The following is a 17,278-nucleotide window of genomic DNA, read 5'->3' on the forward strand; positions in this document are numbered from 1 at the left end:
AGGAGGAGGAAACGAAAAGAGGGGGGGGACGTCCGCGCAGAGAAAGAGGTGAACGAGGGGGTAAGGCACTCCCCCCCCCCTTCCTGTCGTTGCTCCCCACCCCTCGGACGGTGGCGGCGCCCCCCACCCCGGCCCGGCAGGGCGGCGGCCATGAGTGAGGCCGAGACCCGTGGCGCCCTCCAGGAAAGGGCGCCACGGTTCCCGGCGCTTGGGCGGGCGCCCCCACCCAGGGTCGCCCGGCCTCGCACCTCCGACCCCCATCGGGGGTGCGACAGTGCCGCCACAGCCATCCCCCACGGTTGGGTGCGGCGGGCACATTCACCATGGTGCGCGATCTCCATGGACAGGCAGTGACAGGAGTATGTCCAGTTCGTGGCAGATCGCGGAGCCGAATCTGACCAGGGGCCGGACGGTTCGTCCACCGGCCGGTCCGGTGTTCCGTCCAGTGGTTCGTCCGCGGTCCGGTCGCGGTCCGGTCCCGGGCTCCGCCCGGGGGCCGTTCGTCGCCCCGGACGGTGGTTCGTTCCCGCCCGGCCCCGCCGGGCCGTACACCGCGTGCGCGTCCGTGCCGCGGCGTAGGCTGGAGACCCCCGGCCGCTCGGCGTGCCGGGCCGTTCGCGTTGCCCCGGCAGGCCGCTGCCGCCCGGAGGCAGCACCAGCCACGGGACGAAGAAGAGACCCTGATGAGTCTGACCGGACTGCTCGATGTCGTCGCGCGGGACTCGGCCCTCGCCGAGGCCATCGAGGCGGCGACCGCCACCGGAGCCGCGGCCGGCGGCCGCCGCCACCTGGACCTGGTCGGACCGCCCGCCGCCCGGCCGTTCGCCATCGCCGCGCTCGCCCGCTCGCTGGCCGGCCAGGCCGCCGGCGAGCGGGGCCGTCCGGTGCTCGCCGTCACCGCGACCGGCCGGGAGGCCGAGGACCTCGCCGCCTCGCTGCGCTCGCTGCTGCCGCCGGACGCGGTCGCCGAGTACCCGGCCTGGGAGACCCTGCCGCACGAGCGGCTGTCGCCCCGCTCGGACACCGTCGGGCGCCGGCTGGCCGTGCTGCGCCGGATCGTGCACCCGCGGGCGGACGACCCGGCGGCCGGCCCGGTGCAGGTGGTCGTCGCGCCGGTCCGCTCGGTGCTCCAGCCGCAGGTCAAGGGGCTGGCCGAGCTGGAGCCGGTGGCCGTCCGGCGCGGCGAGTCGCACGACCTGGAGGAGGTCGCCCGACGGCTCTCCGCCGCCGCCTACGCGCGTGTCGAACTGGTCGAGAAGCGCGGCGAGTTCGCCGTCCGCGGCGGCATCCTGGACGTCTTCCCGCCGACCGAGGAGCACCCGCTGCGGGTGGAGTTCTGGGGCGACGACGTCGAGGAGATCCGCTACTTCAAGGTCGCCGACCAGCGCTCGCTGGAGATCGCCGAGCACGGCCTGTGGGCGCCGCCCTGCCGTGAGCTGCTGCTCACCGACGAGGTGCGGGCGCGGGCCGCCGAGCTGGCCGCCGAGCACCCCGGGCTGGCCGAGATCCTGGACAAGATCGCCGAGGGCATCGCGGTCGAGGGCATGGAGTCGCTGGCGCCCGTCCTGGTGGACGACATGGAACTGCTGATGGACGTGCTGCCGCTCGGCTCGGTCGCCGTGGTCTGCGACCCCGAGCGGGTCCGCACCCGGGCCGCCGACCTGGTGGCGACCAGCCAGGAGTTCCTGCACGCCTCCTGGGTGGCGGCGGCGGCCGGCGGGGACCGGCCGATCGACCTGGAGACCATCGACGTCTCGGCCGCCTCGCTGCGCTCGCTCGCCGAGGTGCGCGAGCACGCCGCCGAGATCGGCCTGCCCTGGTGGTCGGTCAGCCCGTTCGCGACCAGCGAGTCCACCGTGAACGAGGTCCTGGAGTTCGACGCCAACACGCTCACCCTCGGCATGCACGCCGTCGAGGCCTACCGGGGCGACACCGCCCGGGCGATCGCCGACGCCAAGGAGCGGCTGGCCGCCGACTGGCGCGTCGTGATGGTGACGGAGGGCCACGGGCCCGCCTCCCGGCTCGCCGAGGTGCTCGGCAACGAGGGCATCCCGGCCCGGCTGGTCGCCGACCTCGCCGAGGCGCCCACCCGGGACGTCGTCTACGTCTCCTGCGGCTCGATCGAGCACGGCTTCGTCGACGAGGCCCTGAAGCTGACGGTCATCACCGAGACCGACCTGTCCGGCCAGAAGTCCTCCACCAAGGACATGCGCCGGATGCCGTCCCGGCGCCGCAACGCGATCGACCCGCTGGCCCTGGCCGCCGGCGACTACGTCGTTCACGAGGCGCACGGCGTCGGCCGGTACGTCGAGATGGTGCAGCGCACCGTCCAGGGCGCCACCCGCGAGTACCTGGTGTTGGAGTACGCCCCGGCCAAGCGCGGCCACCCCGGCGACCGGCTGTTCGTGCCGACCGACCAGCTCGACCAGGTCACCAAGTACGTCGGCGGCGAGGCCCCGACGCTGCACCGGCTCGGCGGCGCGGACTGGGCGAAGACCAAGCAGCGGGCCAAGAAGGCGGTCAAGGAGATCGCCGCCGACCTGATCAAGCTGTACTCGGCGCGGATGGCCGCCCCCGGCCACACCTTCGGCCCGGACACCCCCTGGCAGCGCGAGCTGGAGGACGCCTTCCCGTACGCGGAGACGCCGGACCAGCTGACCACCATCGCCGAGGTCAAGTCCGACATGGAGAAGTCCGTCCCGATGGACCGGCTGATCTGCGGCGACGTCGGCTACGGCAAGACCGAGATCGCGGTGCGCGCCGCGTTCAAGGCGGTGCAGGACGGCAAGCAGGTGGCGGTGCTGGTGCCGACCACGCTGCTGGTGCAGCAGCACTTCTCCACCTTCGCCGAGCGGTACGCCAACTTCCCGGTGTCGGTGAAGGCGCTCTCCCGGTTCCAGAGCGACAGCGAGGCCAAGGCCGTGCTGGAGGGCCTGTTCGAGGGCTCGGTGGACGTCGTCATCGGCACCCACCGGCTGTTCTCCTCCGAGACCAGGTTCAAGGACCTCGGCCTGGTCATCGTCGACGAGGAGCAGCGCTTCGGCGTCGAGCACAAGGAGCAGCTGAAGAAGCTGCGCGCCAACGTCGACGTGCTCACCATGTCCGCGACGCCGATCCCGCGCACCCTGGAGATGGCCGTCACCGGCATCCGCGAGATGTCCACCATCACCACCCCGCCGGAGGAGCGGCACCCGGTGCTGACCTTCGTCGGCCCCTACGACGAGAAGCAGATCTCGGCCGCGATCCGGCGTGAACTCCTGCGCGAGGGCCAGGTGTTCTACATTCACAACCGGGTGGAGTCGATCGACAAGGCGGCCGCCCGGCTCAAGGACCTCGTCCCCGAGGCGCGGATCGCCACCGCGCACGGGCAGATGGGGGAGAACCAGCTGGAGAAGGTCGTCGTCGACTTCTGGGAGAAGGAGTTCGACGTCCTGGTGTCGACCACGATCGTGGAGTCCGGCATCGACATCTCCAACGCCAACACCCTGATCGTCGAGCGCGGGGACACCTTCGGCCTCTCCCAGCTGCACCAGCTGCGCGGGCGGGTCGGCCGGGGCCGCGAGCGCGGCTACGCGTACATGCTGTACCCGCCGGAGAAGCCGCTCACCGAGACCGCGCACGAGCGCTTGGCGACCATCGCCCAGCACACCGAGATGGGCGCCGGCATGTACGTGGCGATGAAGGACCTGGAGATCCGCGGCGCCGGCAACCTGCTCGGCGGCGAGCAGTCCGGGCACATCGCGGGCGTCGGCTTCGACCTCTACATGCGGATGGTCGGCGAGGCGGTGGCCGAGTTCCGCGAGTCGCTGGCGAACGGCGGCGAGCCGGAGGAGGAGCCGCTGGAGGTGAAGATCGAGCTGCCGGTCGACGCGCACGTGCCGCACGACTACGCGCCCGGCGAGCGGCTGCGGCTGCAGGCGTACCGCTCGATCGCGGCGGTCAACTCGGAGGCGGACATCCAGCAGGTCCGGGACGAGCTCGTCGACCGCTACGGCAAGCTGCCCGAGCCGGTGGAGAACCTGCTGCTGGTCGCGGCGCTGCGGCTGTACGCCCGGCGGTGCGGCATCGCGGACATCACCCTCCAGGGGGCCAACGTCCGGTTCGGGCCGGTGGAGCTGCGGGAGTCCCAGCAGCTGCGGCTGAACCGGCTCTACCCGCGCAGCCAGGTCAAGGCGGCCGCCCAGCAGCTGCTGGTGCCGCGGCCGAGCACCGGGCGGATCGGCGGCAAGCCGCTGGTCGGGCGGGAGCTGCTGGGCTGGTGCAGCGAGTTCCTGTCGGCGATGTTCGACGACCTGGCGGGGTCGAAGAAGTAGGACCCCGGCGGGAGGGGCGGGTCCCGTCGGGCCCGTCCCCGCCCCGGGCGGGCGGCGGGTAGGTTCGGGGTGTGACGACGAATGTTCCGGACGCGAAGCTGATCCTGCTGACGACCACCCACCGGGTGGCCCCCGGGTTGCTGGCGTGGCCGGCGTGGGAGGCGCTGCGGTCGGCGGGGCGGGTGCTGGCGGGGGACGCGGGGCATCCGCAGGTGGCGGCGGTGCGGCAGGCCGGGGTGGAGGTCGAGGTCGTGGCGGCGGGGTCGGCACCGGCGCTGGCGCGGCTGCTGACCGGGCAGCCGGGCGGGGCTGGGCCGACGGTGTGGCTGGGCAGCCCGGACGGGGATCCGGGGCTGACGGACGCGCTGGCGCGGCTGGCGGTGGAGCACGCCGGTGAGGTGCCGGAGATCGAGGTGCTGCCGGGGTCGTACGACCTGCCGGGGGCGCGGCTGCTGGACCTGGTGTCGGTGATGGACCGGCTGCGCTCGCCGGGCGGTTGCCCGTGGGACGCCGAGCAGACGCACGAGAGCCTGGTGAAGTACCTGGTCGAGGAGGCGTACGAGCTGGTCGAGGCGATCGAGGAGGGGGACCGGGAGACGCTGCGCGAGGAGTTGGGCGACGTGCTGCTCCAGGTGTTCTTCCACTCCCGGATCGCCGAGGAGCACCCGGCGGAGGCGTTCTCGATCGACGACGTGGCCGGTGACATCGTCGAGAAGCTGATGTACCGGCACCCGCACGTGTTCGGGGACGTCGAGGCGGAGGGCGCCGCCGAGGTGGAGGCGAACTGGGAGCAGCTGAAGGCGGCCGAGAAGGCGGACCGGGAGTCGGTGCTGGACGGCGTGCCGGCCGGGCTGCCGTCGCTGGCGTACGCGGCGAAGCTGGTGTCGCGGGTGCGCCGGGCGGGCTTCGCGGGCGTGCCGGACGAGCCGTACGCGCTGCCGGCGGAGCTGACGGCGCAGTCGGCGGGCCGGCTGCTGCTGGCGGTGGCGCAGCGGGCGCACGACGCCGGGGTGGACGTGGACGCGGCGCTGCGCTCGGCCGCGCGCGGTTACCGGGACGCGGTGCGCGCGGCCGAGGGCCTCGGGCCGGTCGGCGAGTAGCGGGCCCGGGCAGGGCCTCAGGCGGCCGTGGCGGTGTTCTCGATCGGCCGCCGCTGCCGGGGGACGACTTCGCCGATGGCCTCGCCGACGAGGGCGAGGAGTTCGGCGAGGCGTTCGAGGTCGAGGCGGGCGGGCAGTTCGGCGAGCGAGACGATCCGCTCGCCGTCGGGGCCGGCGACGCAGAACAGGTCGATGGGGCCGAGGTGCTTCTCGGCGGTGTCGACGAGGGCGGCGACGTCGCTGGGGCGGCGGATGTCGCCGCCGACGCCGACGACGGGGCAGCCCGGCCGGTCGAGTTCGGTGGCGAGGTCCTCGGCGACGCCCGCACGCTGGTCGGCGATCAGCACTCCGGCGGCGCCGGCGGCGGCGAACCGGCGGGCGAGCTCGGCTCCCGATCCGCCGTCGAGTACCGCGATGACGACGACTGCCCCGCTGACCCGCATGGTCTGCTCCTCCCTGTGGGCGACACCGCACCGGCGCCCACGATTTCTGCGGAGGATCGTAGGCAGGTCCTGACCCTCCGCAACAGGGATTACCCCTCAGGTGACCAGGGTCACGCCCGCCACCCGGCCAAGAGCTGTCCAAGAGCTGTCCACGGACCGTCCACGGAGCGTTGGCGGGCCGTCCGCCGGGTGTCGACGATCCGGCCCCGCCGGTCGCGTCCGCCGGAGGCGGTGCGGCCCCGACCCACCGGATACGGTCGACGCATGCCAGTGCAGCCCGATCCCGCCGCCCCGCAGCTCTTCACCTGGGAGTTCGCCACCGATCCGTACCCCGCCTACGCCTGGTTGCGCGAGCACGCCCCGGTGCACCGCACGACGCTGCCGAGCGGGGTGGAGGCCTGGCTGGTGACCCGCTACGCGGACGCTCGGCAGGCGCTGGCGGACGGCCGGCTGTCGAAGAACCCGGCGCACCACAGCGAGCAGGCGCACCGCACCGGGCGGGTGGGAATTCCGGGGGAACGCCAGGCGGACTTGATGACGCATCTGCTGAACATCGACCCGCCGGACCACACCCGGCTGCGCCGGCTGGTGTCGAAGGCGTTCACGCCGCGCCGGGTGGCGGAGTTCGAGCCGCGGGTGCAGCAGCTCACGGACCGGCTGATCGACGGCTTCGCGCAGCGCGGTTCGGCGGACCTGATCCACGAGTTCGCGTTCCCGCTCCCCATCTACGCGATCTGCGACCTGCTGGGCGTGCCGGCCGAGGACCAGGACGACTTCCGGGACTGGGCCGGGATGATGATCCGGCACGGCGGCGGCCAACGCGGCGGCGTGGGGCGGGCGGTGAAGCGGATGCGGGCGTACCTGCTGGAGCTGATCCACCGCAAGCGGGCGGATCCGGGTGATGACTTGATCTCGGGCCTGATCCGGGCGAGTGACCACGGCGAGCACCTGAACGAGAACGAGGCCGCCGCGATGGCGTTCATCCTCCTGTTCGCGGGGTTCGAGACGACCGTCAACCTGATCGGCAACGGCACGTACGCGCTGCTGCGCAACCCGGAGCAGCGCAGGCTGCTGCAGGAGTCGGTGGTGCGCGGCGAGACGGCGCTGCTGGAGACCGGGATCGAGGAACTCCTGCGCTACGACGGGCCGGTGGAGATGGCGACGTGGCGTTTCGCGACGCGGCCGCTGTCGATCGGCGGGGTGGACATCCCGGTGGGCGATCCGGTGCTGGTGGTGCTGGCCGCGGCGGATCGCGATCCGGCCAGGTTCGCGGACGAGAACACCCTGGACCTGGCCCGCACGGACAATCCGCACCTGGGTTTCGGCCACGGGATCCACTACTGCATCGGCGCCCCGCTGGCCCGCCTGGAGGGGCGGAGCGCACTGGCCACGCTGCTTTCCCGGCTGCCGGACCTGCGGCTCGCGGAAAACCCGGAGAACCTGCGCTGGAGGGGCGGCCTGATCATGCGTGGCCTGCGGGAACTCCCGGTCGAATTCACTCCGGAGACCTGCTCTCCGCACGCGCCGCCGGTCACGCCGACCGACGCCCCGACACGCTGACGGCATGTCTCCGGCGGCCCGTGGAGCCAGGCCTGAACCCGCATTAATCCGGACATACCGCCGCCGTTGGTAGGCGATTGACCACGCGCCGTAATTTGTGTGTGATATCGGTGATATGAGCTTGTTATTGGTCTGATGATCTGTCTACTCTCCCTGGAGTTCGCAGCTGCGGACCTCGTGCGCGGAACGCCGAATCCTGCCCGCCGCGTCACGGGAAACCGACCAGACCCTGGGCAGGGGCGGGGGAACCAGGTTTGTTGCCGTTCCCCGACGGCTTGGGGTGAAGCCGCCCGAGCGGAATCGTTTCCGCTTTCGGCGGCCGGGCCACCTCCCGGTCCGAACCCGACAGCTCACCTCGCAGGCGTGCGGAGAGGGACCTCTTCATGCTGTTCGTTGGAACCGGCCGCCACCGCCGTCGCACCCAGACCGAGAAGGCCATCGCCGTCGCCGGTGTGGCCGGCGTCGGACTCGCGATGCCGCTCCTCACCGCCACCGGCGCCTCCGCCGCCCCGGCCTCCACCTGGGACGCCGTCGCCCAGTGCGAGAGCGGCGGCAACTGGAGCATCAACACCGGCAACGGCTTCTCCGGCGGCCTGCAGTTCACGCCCAGCACCTGGAAGGCGTACGGCGGCACCTCCTACGCCCCGCAGGCCAACCAGGCCAGCAAGGCGCAGCAGATCTCGGTCGCCGAGAAGGTGCTGGCCTCGCAGGGCCCGGGCGCCTGGCCGGTCTGCTCCCAGAAGGCCGGCCTGAGCAAGGGCGGCGCCCCGGCCTCCGTGGACACCTCCACGGACGCCAAGCCCGCCAAGCAGTCCGCCGCCAAGCCGACCCAGCAGGCGCAGGCCCCGAAGCCTGCCCAGCAGCCGGTCAAGCAGGCCGCCCCGAAGCCGGCCGCCCAGCAGCCCGTCCAGCAGGCCCCGCAGCAGACGCAGCCGCAGACCCAGGGCTTCTCCGGCAAGGCCGGCTGGGACGCCGACGCGAAGGTGTACTGGTACCAGAACAACGGCGCCTGGTACTGGACCAGCCACCAGAGCGTCTACCAGCAGTACGCGGGCCAGCCCGCCGCCCAGCCGCAGTACGCGCCCCGCGCCGCGCAGCCCGCGCAGTCCGCCCCGGCCGCGCAGCCCGCCGCCGCGCAGGGCGGTCACGACTACACCGTCCGGGCCGGCGACACGCTGTCGACGATCGCCGCCGCCCAGGGCGTGTCCGGCGGCTGGCAGTCGGTGTACGACGGCAACCGCGGCACCGTCGGCGGCAACCCCAACCTGATCATGCCCGGCCAGGTGCTGCACCTCGGCTGAGCGGCCCGGGCCCTGAACGGCCCGCGCCCTGCGGGCGAAGGGGGACGGGACCTGTCCCCCTTCGCCCGCATTCCCCCGTATTCGCCCGCTTCGATCGGGCAAGCAGGTGAACTACTGGTGGGTAGCCGGGCCACACGCTGAGACGGGACCGAGGCCAGCGCGGCCCCGGGGGCCGGGGCGGTTAGGCTCTGGTCGTAACGACTCCGCAATCGTCCCGCCGGCAGCACCCAACGTCAGCCGGACCCTGCTTCCGCAAGGAGATGCCTCGTGCCGTCCATCGATGTCGTCGTAGCCCGTGAGATCCTCGACTCGCGTGGCAACCCCACGGTCGAGGTCGAGGTCGGCCTCGACGACGGCAGCACCGGCCGTGCCGCTGTCCCGTCGGGTGCCTCCACCGGCGCCTTCGAGGCGCTCGAGCTGCGCGACGGTGACAAGAACCGCTACTTCGGCAAGGGCGTGGAGAAGGCCGTCCTGGCCGTCATCGAGCAGATCGGCCCGGAGCTGGTCGGCTACGACGCCACCGAGCAGCGCCTGATCGACCAGGCCATGCTCGACCTGGACGCCACCCCGGACAAGTCCTCGCTCGGCGCCAACGCGATCCTGGGCGTCTCGCTGGCTGTGGCGCACGCCGCCTCCGAGGCCAGCGACCTGCCGCTGTTCCGCTACCTGGGCGGCCCGAACGCGCACGTGCTGCCCGTTCCGATGATGAACATCCTCAACGGCGGTTCGCACGCGGACTCCAACGTCGACATCCAGGAGTTCATGATCGCCCCGATCGGCGCGGAGTCCTTCTCCGAGGCCGTCCGCTGGGGCGTCGAGGTCTACCACACCCTCAAGGGCGTGCTGAAGGAGCGCGGCCTGTCCACCGGCCTCGGCGACGAGGGCGGCTTCGCGCCGAACCTGGACAGCAACCGCGAGGCCCTGGACCTCATCACCGAGGCCATCCAGAAGGCCGGCTACGTGCCCGGCCGTGACATCGCGCTCGCCCTGGACGTCGCCGCGTCCGAGTTCTACGAGGACGGCGCCTACCAGTTCGAGGGCAAGGCCATCTCCGCCGCCGAGCTCATCGAGTACTACGCCGAGCTGGTCGACGCCTACCCGCTGGTCTCCATCGAGGACCCGCTGGACGAGTCGGACTGGGACGGCTGGAAGGCCATGACCGTCAAGCTGGGCGACAAGGTCCAGCTGGTCGGCGACGACCTGTTCGTCACCAACCCGGCCCGCCTGGCCAGGGGCATCGAGACCGGCACCGCCAACGCGCTGCTGGTGAAGGTGAACCAGATCGGCTCGCTGACCGAGACCCTGGACGCCGTCGAGCTGGCCCAGCGCAACGGCTACCGCTGCATGATGTCGCACCGCTCCGGCGAGACCGAGGACGTCACCATCGCCGACCTGGCCGTCGCCACCAACTGCGGCCAGATCAAGACCGGTGCCCCGGCCCGCTCCGAGCGCGTCGCCAAGTACAACCAGCTGCTGCGCATCGAGGAGATCCTCGACGACGCCGCCGAGTACGCCGGCCGCGGCGCCTTCCCGCGCTTCCGCTCTGCGGAATAGCCAGCACAGCCGCTCCGCGGAGTAGCAAGCACGGCCGCTCCGCGGAGCAGCAGGCTCAGCCGCTCCTCGGAGCGGCGAGCACGGTCGCTCCGCCGACCGGTGAGCACGCCTGACCGGTGCCCCGCCGTTCACCCCGTAGGGTGGACGGCGGGGCACCGTCGCGACCAGGAGGGGAACGGGAGATGGCAGGCTGGAGGATCCCGGGCTTGGCGGCCCGGCCTCGCTTCACGAGCCGGGCGACCGTCCTCGTCCTGGTGCTCTGCTCGCTGGTGGCGATCCTCGCCTACCCGACGCGGCAGTTCATCTCCCAGCGCGCCGAGATCTCCGCCCAGCAGGCGAAGGCCGACCGCTCCCGCCAGCAGGTCGAGCAGCTGCGCCGGGAGAAGGCCCGCTGGCAGGACCCCGAGTACGTCAAGGCGCAGGCCCGTGCCCGGCTGCACTACGCGATGCCGGGGGAGACCCCGTACATCGCGGTGGATCCGGCCGGTCCGGCCGCCGCCCGGCCCTCGGCGTCCGCCTCCGGTGTCGCTGCCGGCGCCGCCCCGGCCGCCTCCGACGGCGCGCCAGGCGGCTCGGCGCGGGCCGCCAAGCCCTGGTACGCCAGCATCTGGGACTCGGTCGACGCCGCCGACACCACCGACGCCGCCGCCCCGGCCCCCGCCTCCCCCCGTCCGCTCCCACCGTCCCCCGCTGGAGACACCTCCCCCCATGACCACTGAGAACCACCCCGCCGTCTCCGACGCCGACGTCGCCGCCATCGCCGCCCAGCTCGGCCGGGTGCCGCGCGGCCTGCGCGGCGTGGCGCACCGCTGCCCCTGCGGCAACCCGGACGTCGTGGAGACGGCCCCCCGACTGCCGGACGGCACGCCGTTCCCGACGCTGTACTACCTGACCTGCCCCAAGGCCGCCTCGCTGATCGGCACCCTGGAGGCGGACGGCGTGATGAAGGAGCAGACCGCCAGGCTCGCCGAGGACCCGGAGCTGGCCGCCGCCTACCAGAAGGCGCACGAGGACTACATCGCCCGGCGCGATGCCATCGAGGTGCTGGAGGGCTTCCCGAGCGCCGGCGGCATGCCGGACCGGGTGAAGTGCCTGCACGTGCTGGTCGGCCACTCGCTGGCGGCCGGCGAGGGCGTCAACCCGCTCGGCGACGAGGCGATCGGCCTGCTGGAGGACTGGTGGGCCAAGGGCCCCTGCGTCTCCCCGGCCGAGGTCGAGGCCGCCGGTGAGCGGGTCGCCCGCAACCGGGCCAAGGACCAGGACCACCAGGCCGTGATCGAGGCCAAGCAGCAGAAGGCCGCCGAGCGCGCCGCGAAGAAGCGGGCCGCCGAGGAGTCCGACGCCGGGGAGTCCGCGTGAGCATGACCCGGGTGGCCGCGATCGACTGCGGCACCAACTCGATCCGGCTGCTGGTCGCCGACCTGGACCCGGCCACCGGGGAGATCATCGACCTCGACCGCCGAATGATCATCAATCGGCTGGGCCAAGGCGTGGACCAGACCGGCCGGCTGCACCCGGACGCGCTGGCCCGCACCTTCGCGGCCTGCCGCGAGTACCGGGAGGTCATCGCCGGGTTCGGGGTGGGCCCGGAGCGCACCCGCTTCGTCGCCACCAGCGCCTCGCGGGACGCCGAGAACAGCGACGAGTACGTCGAGGGCGTGCGCGCGATCCTGGGCGTCGAGCCCGAGGTGGTGAGCGGCGAGGAGGAGGCGCACCTGTCCTTCGTGGGCGCCACCAAGGAGCTGACCGGCGGCCAGTTCCCGGCGCCGTACCTGGTGTTCGACCTCGGCGGAGGCTCGACCGAGTTCGTGCTGGGCGGTGCGGACGTGCAGGCGGCGCGCTCGGTGGACATCGGCTGCGTCCGGCTCACCGAGCGGCACTTCGGCGGCGCCGAGCTGCCCTCGCCGGAGCAGATCGAGACGGCCCGGGCGCACGTGCGGGCCGAGCTGGACAAGGCCGAGGAGGTCGTCCCGCTGCGCGGCGCGGCCACCCTGGTGGGCCTGGCCGGGACGGTCACCACGGTGTCCGCGATCGCCCAGGACCTGCCGGCCTACGATTCGGCGGCGATCCACCACTCGCGGATCGGCCGGGAGCGGGTCGCCGGGATCGCCCGCGAGCTGCTGGGTGCCACCCACGCCGAGCGCGCGGCCATCCCGTCGATGCACCCGGGCCGGGTGGACGTGATCGCGGCCGGCGCGCTGGAGCTGCTGGAGATCATGGAGCGGACGGGCGCGGCCGAGGTGGTCGTGAGCGAGCACGACATCCTGGACGGCATCGCCTGGAGTATGGCCTCCTGACCTCCTGCGAGCCTTACCCGACCGGCCCCGGCACCCCTTTCGGGGGTCCGGGGCCGGGGCGCGCCCGGACCGGTGCGGGAAAGTTCGTGAATTTCTTCACATGGCGATCCAGTCATTCGCTGCAGCTGCTCGCCCGCTACGTCCGAAATGTGGGACCGAAGGTCTGCTCGCCGTGACGACCCCTGGATCGCAGGTCAAGCCTCGGTTGAGGTTTGAAAATCGAAATCACGAGCGGGAACCCGGGCACCGTACGGATCGTTGCTGCTCAGCAGGGTGGTATTCCGGCGTGCGCTCACGAGGGGGCGCCCGAGGCCGTGAGCCGGAGCGCCGGGCCCGGATTTGCGGCCGCGCAGTGTAGCACGGGGTGTCCAGAAGCTTGTGACCGGGCTCACGAAGGCTGCTCCGGACGGTGCTGGATACTTTCGGATATGAGCACCACGGAGCGTCCTCGCATCCTCATTGTCGGCGGTGGTTACGTCGGCCTGTATGCCGCGATGCGCATCCTCAAGAAGATGCGTTACGGCGAAGCGACCGTCACGGTCGTGGACCCGCGGTCGTACATGACGTACCTGCCCTTCCTCCCCGAGGCGGCCGGCGGCAACGTCGCGCCCCGCAACCTCGTCGCGCCGCTGCGCAGCGCCCTCAAGAAGGCGGAGGTGCTCACCGGTGCGGTCACCGGTGTGGACCACGCCCGCAAGGTCGCCACCATCCAGCCCGCGGCCGGCGACAGCTACGAGCTGCCCTTCGAGTACCTGGTCGTCGCGACCGGCTCGGTCTCCCGCACCTTCCCGATCCCGGGTCTGGCGGAGCACGGCATCGGCATGAAGACGGTGGAGGAGGCCATCAGCCTCCGCAACCACGTCATGGCCCAGCTCGACAAGGCCGAGTCCACCGCCGACGAGGAGGTCCGCCGCAAGGCCCTGACCTTCGTCGTCATCGGCGGCGGCTTCGCCGGTGTCGAGACGATCGCCGAGGTCGAGGACATGGCGCGCGACGCCGCCAAGATCTACAAGACCGTCAGCCGTGACGACATGCGCTTCGTCCTGGTGGAGGCGGCCAACCGCATCCTCCCGGAGATGGGCCCGGACCTCGGTCTGTGGACCAAGGAGAAGCTCGAGGAGCGGAAGATCGAGGTCTACATCGAGACCTCGATGGACTCCTGCGTCGACCAGCACGTGGTGCTGAAGAACGGCCTGGAGATGGACGCCTCCACCATCGTGTGGACGGCCGGCGTGAAGCCGAACCCGGTGCTGGCCAACTTCGGCCTGCCGCTGGGCCCGCGCGGCCACGTCGACACCGCGCCGACCCTCCAGGTCCAGGGCTTCGACTACGTCTGGTCCGCCGGCGACAACGCCCAGGTCCCGGACCTCGCCTCCGGCGAGGGCGCCTGGTGCCCGCCGAACGCGCAGCACGCCGTGCGCCAGGCCGCCGTCCTCGGTGACAACGTCATCTCGGGCATGCGGGGCTTCCCGCAGAAGAACTACGAGCACAAGAACCTCGGTGCGGTCGCCGGCCTGGGCCTGCACAAGGGCGTCGCGATCCTCTTCGGCAAGGTCAAGCTGAAGGGCCGTCTGGCCTGGTGGTTCCACCGCGCGTACCACGGCGCCATGGTCCCGACCATGAACCGCAAGGTCCGGGTCTTCACCGACTGGACGCTGGCCATGTTCCTGAAGCGCGAGATGGTCGGCCTCTCCCAGATGGAGCAGCCGCGCCTGCCGATCCAGGAGGTCACGGCGCCCACGAAGCCCGTGGAGGCCGCCAAGCCGGCCGCCGAGAAGGAACTCGCCAGCAAGTAAGCGACTGAGACCCCGGTGTGGGAGCACCGGGGTATGAGTCGGAGGCCCTCCGCCCGGCAGTGTCGCCGGACCACGACCTCCGTGGTGCTCAGCCGGCCGTGCGACCGGGCGGAGTACAGAAGTAGAAGGGCCCCTGCCGAAACCCTCCGGCAGGGGCCCTTTCTCGTCGTCCGCCCGCTGGGCGGGCCCGTGAGGGGCGGTCAGTCGGTCTTGATGCTCGCCAGGATGTCCAGCTTGGACGCCCGGCGGGCGGGCCAGATCGCGGCCACCAGGCCGACCACCCCGGCCAGGGCCAGGAACAGCGCCAGCTGGCCGAAGGGCAGGACGGTGGTCAGGCCGCTCAGGCTGGACTTCAGGGTGCCGTTGATCGCCCAGGCGATGAAGCAGCCGAGCAGCAGGCCGATGCCGGCGCCGAACAGCGAGATCACCACGGACTCCAGGCGGACCATCCGCTTGATGCCCCGGCGGTCCAGGCCGATCGCCCGCAGCATCCCGATCTCGCGCTTGCGCTCGAAGACCGACATCGCCAGCGTGTTGATCACGCCCAGGATCGCGACCAGCACGGACATCGCCAGCAGGCCGTACATCAGGTTCAGCGCGAAGGTGATGGTCTGGCTGAAGTCGTCGCGGACGTCCTGCTTGGACTTGACGTCGATCACCGGGTTGGCGCCGGTGGCGTCCTTGAGGGACTGCTTGAGCGCGGCGGTGGCGCCGTCCTTGCCCTTGACCAGGACGTCGGTGATGTAGGGCTTCGGCTCGTGCTTGGCGACCTCGCTGTTGGCCAGCAGGACCGGGCCGAGCATGCCGCCCTTCTCGTACACGCCGCCGACGGTGAGCTGACCGGTGGACTGGTCCGGGTAGGAGACCGCCACCGTCGAGCCGGCGGTGAGGTGGAGCTTCGTGGCGAGGTCCTGGTCCACCAGGACCTCGCCCTGGCCGAGCGTGGCGGTGGCGCCGCTGGTCAGCTTGACCTCGGCGAGCTGGTCGAAGGAGCCGGCGTCCATGCCGGTGATCGTCACGCCGCTGCCGTCGAACTTCCAGTCGGCGGTCGTCACCGCGGAGGAGGCGGCCACCCCGGGGGCCTTGGCGATCTGCCCGGGCACCTGCTCGGACAGGCTCATGTGGTTGGCGCCCGAGACCATGTAGTCGGACTTCATCGAGCTGGTGACGGCCTTGTCGATCGCGCCGCCGACCGAGGCACCGATCACGGTGAGGCCGCTGACCAGGGTCAGGCCGATGGTGAGCGCGGCGGCGGTGGACGCGGTGCGGCGCGGGTTGCGGACCGCGTTCTGCTGGGCGAGCTTGCCCGGAGTGCCGCCGAGCCCGCGCAGCAGCGGGCCGATCAGCGCGACCACCGGGCGGGAGAGCAGCGGCAGCAGGACGAACACGCCGATCAGGGCGAGCAGGGCGCCGAGGCCGACCGGCAGGCGGCCGCTGTCGTTGCCGGTGGAGGCGCCGAAGCCGATCAGCGCGAGGCCGCCGGCGGTGAGCGCCGAGCCGATCGCGTTGCGGACCAGCAGGCTCTTCTGGCTGGTCGGCTGGTCGCCGCTGCTCATCGCGGCCACCGGGGCGATCCGGGCGGCGCGCACGGCCGGCAGCAGGGCGGACAGCACCGTCACCAGGACGCCGACGGCCAGGGTCACCGCGATGGTGAGCGGCTTGATGACCAGCGTGCCGTGCGGCATGTTCTCGTTCAGCCGGCTCATCAGGGACTGCATGCCGGCGCCGATCCCGATGCCGGCGAGCAGCCCGGCCAGCGCCGCGACGGTGCCGATCGCCAGGGCCTCGACCAGCACCGAGCGGGTGACCTGCTTGCGGCTGGCGCCGATCGCCCGCAGCAGCGCGAGTTCCTTGGTGCGCTGGGCGACCAGCATGGTGAAGGTGTTGGCGATGATGAAGATGCCGACGAAGAGTGAGATCCCGGCGAAGACCAGCAGCATGGTGCGCATGCTGTCGGTGGCCTTGGTGATCATCTCCTGCTCGTCGGCCTTGAGCTTGGCGCCCGTCTCGACGTCGAAGTGCCGGTCGGACGGCACCTTGGGCTGGACCTGGGCGAGCAGCGCGTCCTCGCTGGTGCCGGGCTTGGCGGTGAGCACGATGCTGCTGAAGTGGCCGGGCTCCAGCAGCAGTTGCTGGGCGGTGGCGCGGTCGAACAGGGTGAGGGTGCCGCCGCTGTTCACCACCGGGTCGTCGGTGGTGAAGACGCCGGTGAGCTTCGCCTCGATCACCGGGCCGTTGATGGCGATCCGGACGGTGTCGCCGATCCTGTAGCCGGCCTTGTCGGCGGTCTTGCGGTCGAGGGCGATCTCCTTGCCGTTCTTCGGGCCCTGGCCCTCGGCCATCGGGTAGCGCGGGTCCTTGCCGTCCGCGGCCGGGGCGAAGTTGGCGCCCTTGGCGGCCCAGAACTGGCCGATCAGGTTGCCGCTCCGGTCGGCGACCCCGGTGAAGCCGCTGACCACGCCGCGGGCGTTGGCGGTGCCCGGCAGGGCGGCCAGCTGCTGGACGGTGGCGTCGGTGAGCGAGGCGTTGCCGCTCTCGCCCTTCGGCTTGGCGCTGGTGCGGGAGCCGGCCGAGTAGTCCACGACCTGGACCGAGACGTCCGAGTAGCTCTTGGAGTTGTTGTCCCGCATGGCCTTGCCGAAGGTGTCGGAGAAGACCATGGTGCCGGCGACGAAGGCGGTGCCGAGCATGACGGCCAGCGCCGTCATGAGGAGTCGGCCCTTGTGGGCCAGCACGTTGCGCAGTGCGGTGCGGTACATGGGGTGTCCTGGGTTTCGCGTAGGGGCGGCGGCTGGGCTGGCGGGCCCTGGCTGGTGGTGGCTCTAGCTGGTGCGGCCCTTGGCGTCGAAGCGGCGCATGCGGTCCAGGACGGTGTCGGCGGTGGGGTGGTGGAGTTCGTCGACGATGCGGCCGT

Annotated in this window: 10 protein-coding genes, 2 pseudogenes and 1 riboswitch; of the genes and pseudogenes, 9 read left to right on the forward strand and 3 right to left on the reverse strand. The window is 72.1% G+C overall.

The genetic code is table 11. From position 1 onward, the window contains the following. The first annotated feature begins 683 nt into the window (after positions 1-683). On the forward strand, positions 684-4,313 hold the full coding sequence (gene mfd / locus AC07BF_RS33895) for a transcription-repair coupling factor (RefSeq protein WP_478334358.1): 3,630 nt from the start codon (positions 684-686) through the stop codon (positions 4,311-4,313). A gap of 71 nt (positions 4,314-4,384) precedes the next feature. Continuing rightward, positions 4,385-5,413, forward strand: coding sequence for a nucleoside triphosphate pyrophosphohydrolase (locus tag AC07BF_RS33900; protein WP_363619235.1), 1,029 nt, complete (start codon positions 4,385-4,387; stop codon positions 5,411-5,413). A 17-nt stretch (positions 5,414-5,430) separates the two neighbouring features. Here the strand turns inward: AC07BF_RS33900 and AC07BF_RS33905 are convergent, their stop codons facing one another. Further along, on the reverse strand, positions 5,431-5,856 hold the full coding sequence (locus AC07BF_RS33905; protein WP_363588377.1) for an SDR family NAD(P)-dependent oxidoreductase: 426 nt from the start codon (positions 5,854-5,856) through the stop codon (positions 5,431-5,433). A 264-nt stretch (positions 5,857-6,120) separates the two neighbouring features. On the opposite strand from AC07BF_RS33905, the gene AC07BF_RS33910 reads away from it, so the two are divergent. From AC07BF_RS33910 to AC07BF_RS33940, 7 genes and pseudogenes are all read left to right on the forward strand, one after another. After that, complete coding sequence (locus AC07BF_RS33910; RefSeq protein ID WP_363630179.1) at positions 6,121-7,416, forward strand: cytochrome P450 family protein; 1,296 nt, start codon at positions 6,121-6,123, stop codon at positions 7,414-7,416. A gap of 210 nt (positions 7,417-7,626) precedes the next feature. Next, positions 7,627-7,794, forward strand: a riboswitch (cyclic di-AMP (ydaO/yuaA leader). 5 nt (positions 7,795-7,799) lie between these two features. Then, positions 7,800-8,717 carry a LysM peptidoglycan-binding domain-containing protein gene (locus tag AC07BF_RS33915; RefSeq protein WP_363588373.1) on the forward strand — a complete coding sequence of 306 codons (918 nt, stop codon included), beginning with the start codon at positions 7,800-7,802 and terminating at the stop codon, positions 8,715-8,717. Between the two features lie 267 nt (positions 8,718-8,984). Beyond that, on the forward strand, positions 8,985-10,271 hold the full coding sequence (eno, locus tag AC07BF_RS33920; protein WP_363588371.1) for a phosphopyruvate hydratase: 1,287 nt from the start codon (positions 8,985-8,987) through the stop codon (positions 10,269-10,271). A 206-nt stretch (positions 10,272-10,477) separates the two neighbouring features. Continuing rightward, positions 10,478-10,990, forward strand: a complete 513-nt coding sequence (locus AC07BF_RS33925; RefSeq protein WP_400328282.1) for an FtsB family cell division protein — start codon at positions 10,478-10,480, stop codon at positions 10,988-10,990. Next, a pseudogene (locus tag AC07BF_RS33930) lies at positions 10,962-11,501 on the forward strand (DUF501 domain-containing protein); the annotation flags it as partial. The gene AC07BF_RS33925 and the pseudogene AC07BF_RS33930, both read left to right, overlap by 29 nt. A gap of 131 nt (positions 11,502-11,632) precedes the next feature. After that, positions 11,633-12,568 (forward strand): Ppx/GppA phosphatase family protein, encoded by a 936-nt coding sequence (locus AC07BF_RS33935; protein WP_363588398.1) that lies wholly within the window; start codon positions 11,633-11,635, stop codon positions 12,566-12,568. A gap of 428 nt (positions 12,569-12,996) precedes the next feature. After that, positions 12,997-14,364 (forward strand): NAD(P)/FAD-dependent oxidoreductase, encoded by a 1,368-nt coding sequence (locus AC07BF_RS33940; RefSeq protein WP_063348030.1) that lies wholly within the window; start codon positions 12,997-12,999, stop codon positions 14,362-14,364. A gap of 200 nt (positions 14,365-14,564) precedes the next feature. Here AC07BF_RS33940 and AC07BF_RS33945 read toward each other — a convergent pair whose 3' ends face one another. Next, positions 14,565-17,123, reverse strand: a complete 2,559-nt coding sequence (locus AC07BF_RS33945; RefSeq protein ID WP_478334359.1) for an ABC transporter permease — start codon at positions 17,121-17,123, stop codon at positions 14,565-14,567. A gap of 63 nt (positions 17,124-17,186) precedes the next feature. Continuing rightward, positions 17,187-17,278, reverse strand: a pseudogene (locus AC07BF_RS33950) (ABC transporter ATP-binding protein); the annotation flags it as partial.

The organism is Kitasatospora sp. NPDC043950, from assembly GCF_056435345.1.

Excerpts from the sequence above, each read along its gene's own strand:
- AC07BF_RS33910 (WP_363630179.1), top strand. The coding sequence starts at position 6,121 with ATGCCAGTGCAGCCCGATCCCGCCGCCCCGCAGCTCTTCACCTGGGAG.
- AC07BF_RS33935 (WP_363588398.1), top strand. The coding sequence starts at position 11,633 with ATGACCCGGGTGGCCGCGATCGACTGCGGCACCAACTCGATCCGGCTG.
- AC07BF_RS33945 (WP_478334359.1), bottom strand. The coding sequence starts at position 17,123 with ATGTACCGCACCGCACTGCGCAACGTGCTGGCCCACAAGGGCCGACTC.
- AC07BF_RS33915 (WP_363588373.1), top strand. The coding sequence starts at position 7,800 with ATGCTGTTCGTTGGAACCGGCCGCCACCGCCGTCGCACCCAGACCGAG.
- AC07BF_RS33905 (WP_363588377.1), bottom strand. The coding sequence starts at position 5,856 with ATGCGGGTCAGCGGGGCAGTCGTCGTCATCGCGGTACTCGACGGCGGA.
- AC07BF_RS33940 (WP_063348030.1), top strand. The coding sequence starts at position 12,997 with ATGAGCACCACGGAGCGTCCTCGCATCCTCATTGTCGGCGGTGGTTAC.
- mfd (WP_478334358.1), top strand. The coding sequence starts at position 684 with ATGAGTCTGACCGGACTGCTCGATGTCGTCGCGCGGGACTCGGCCCTC.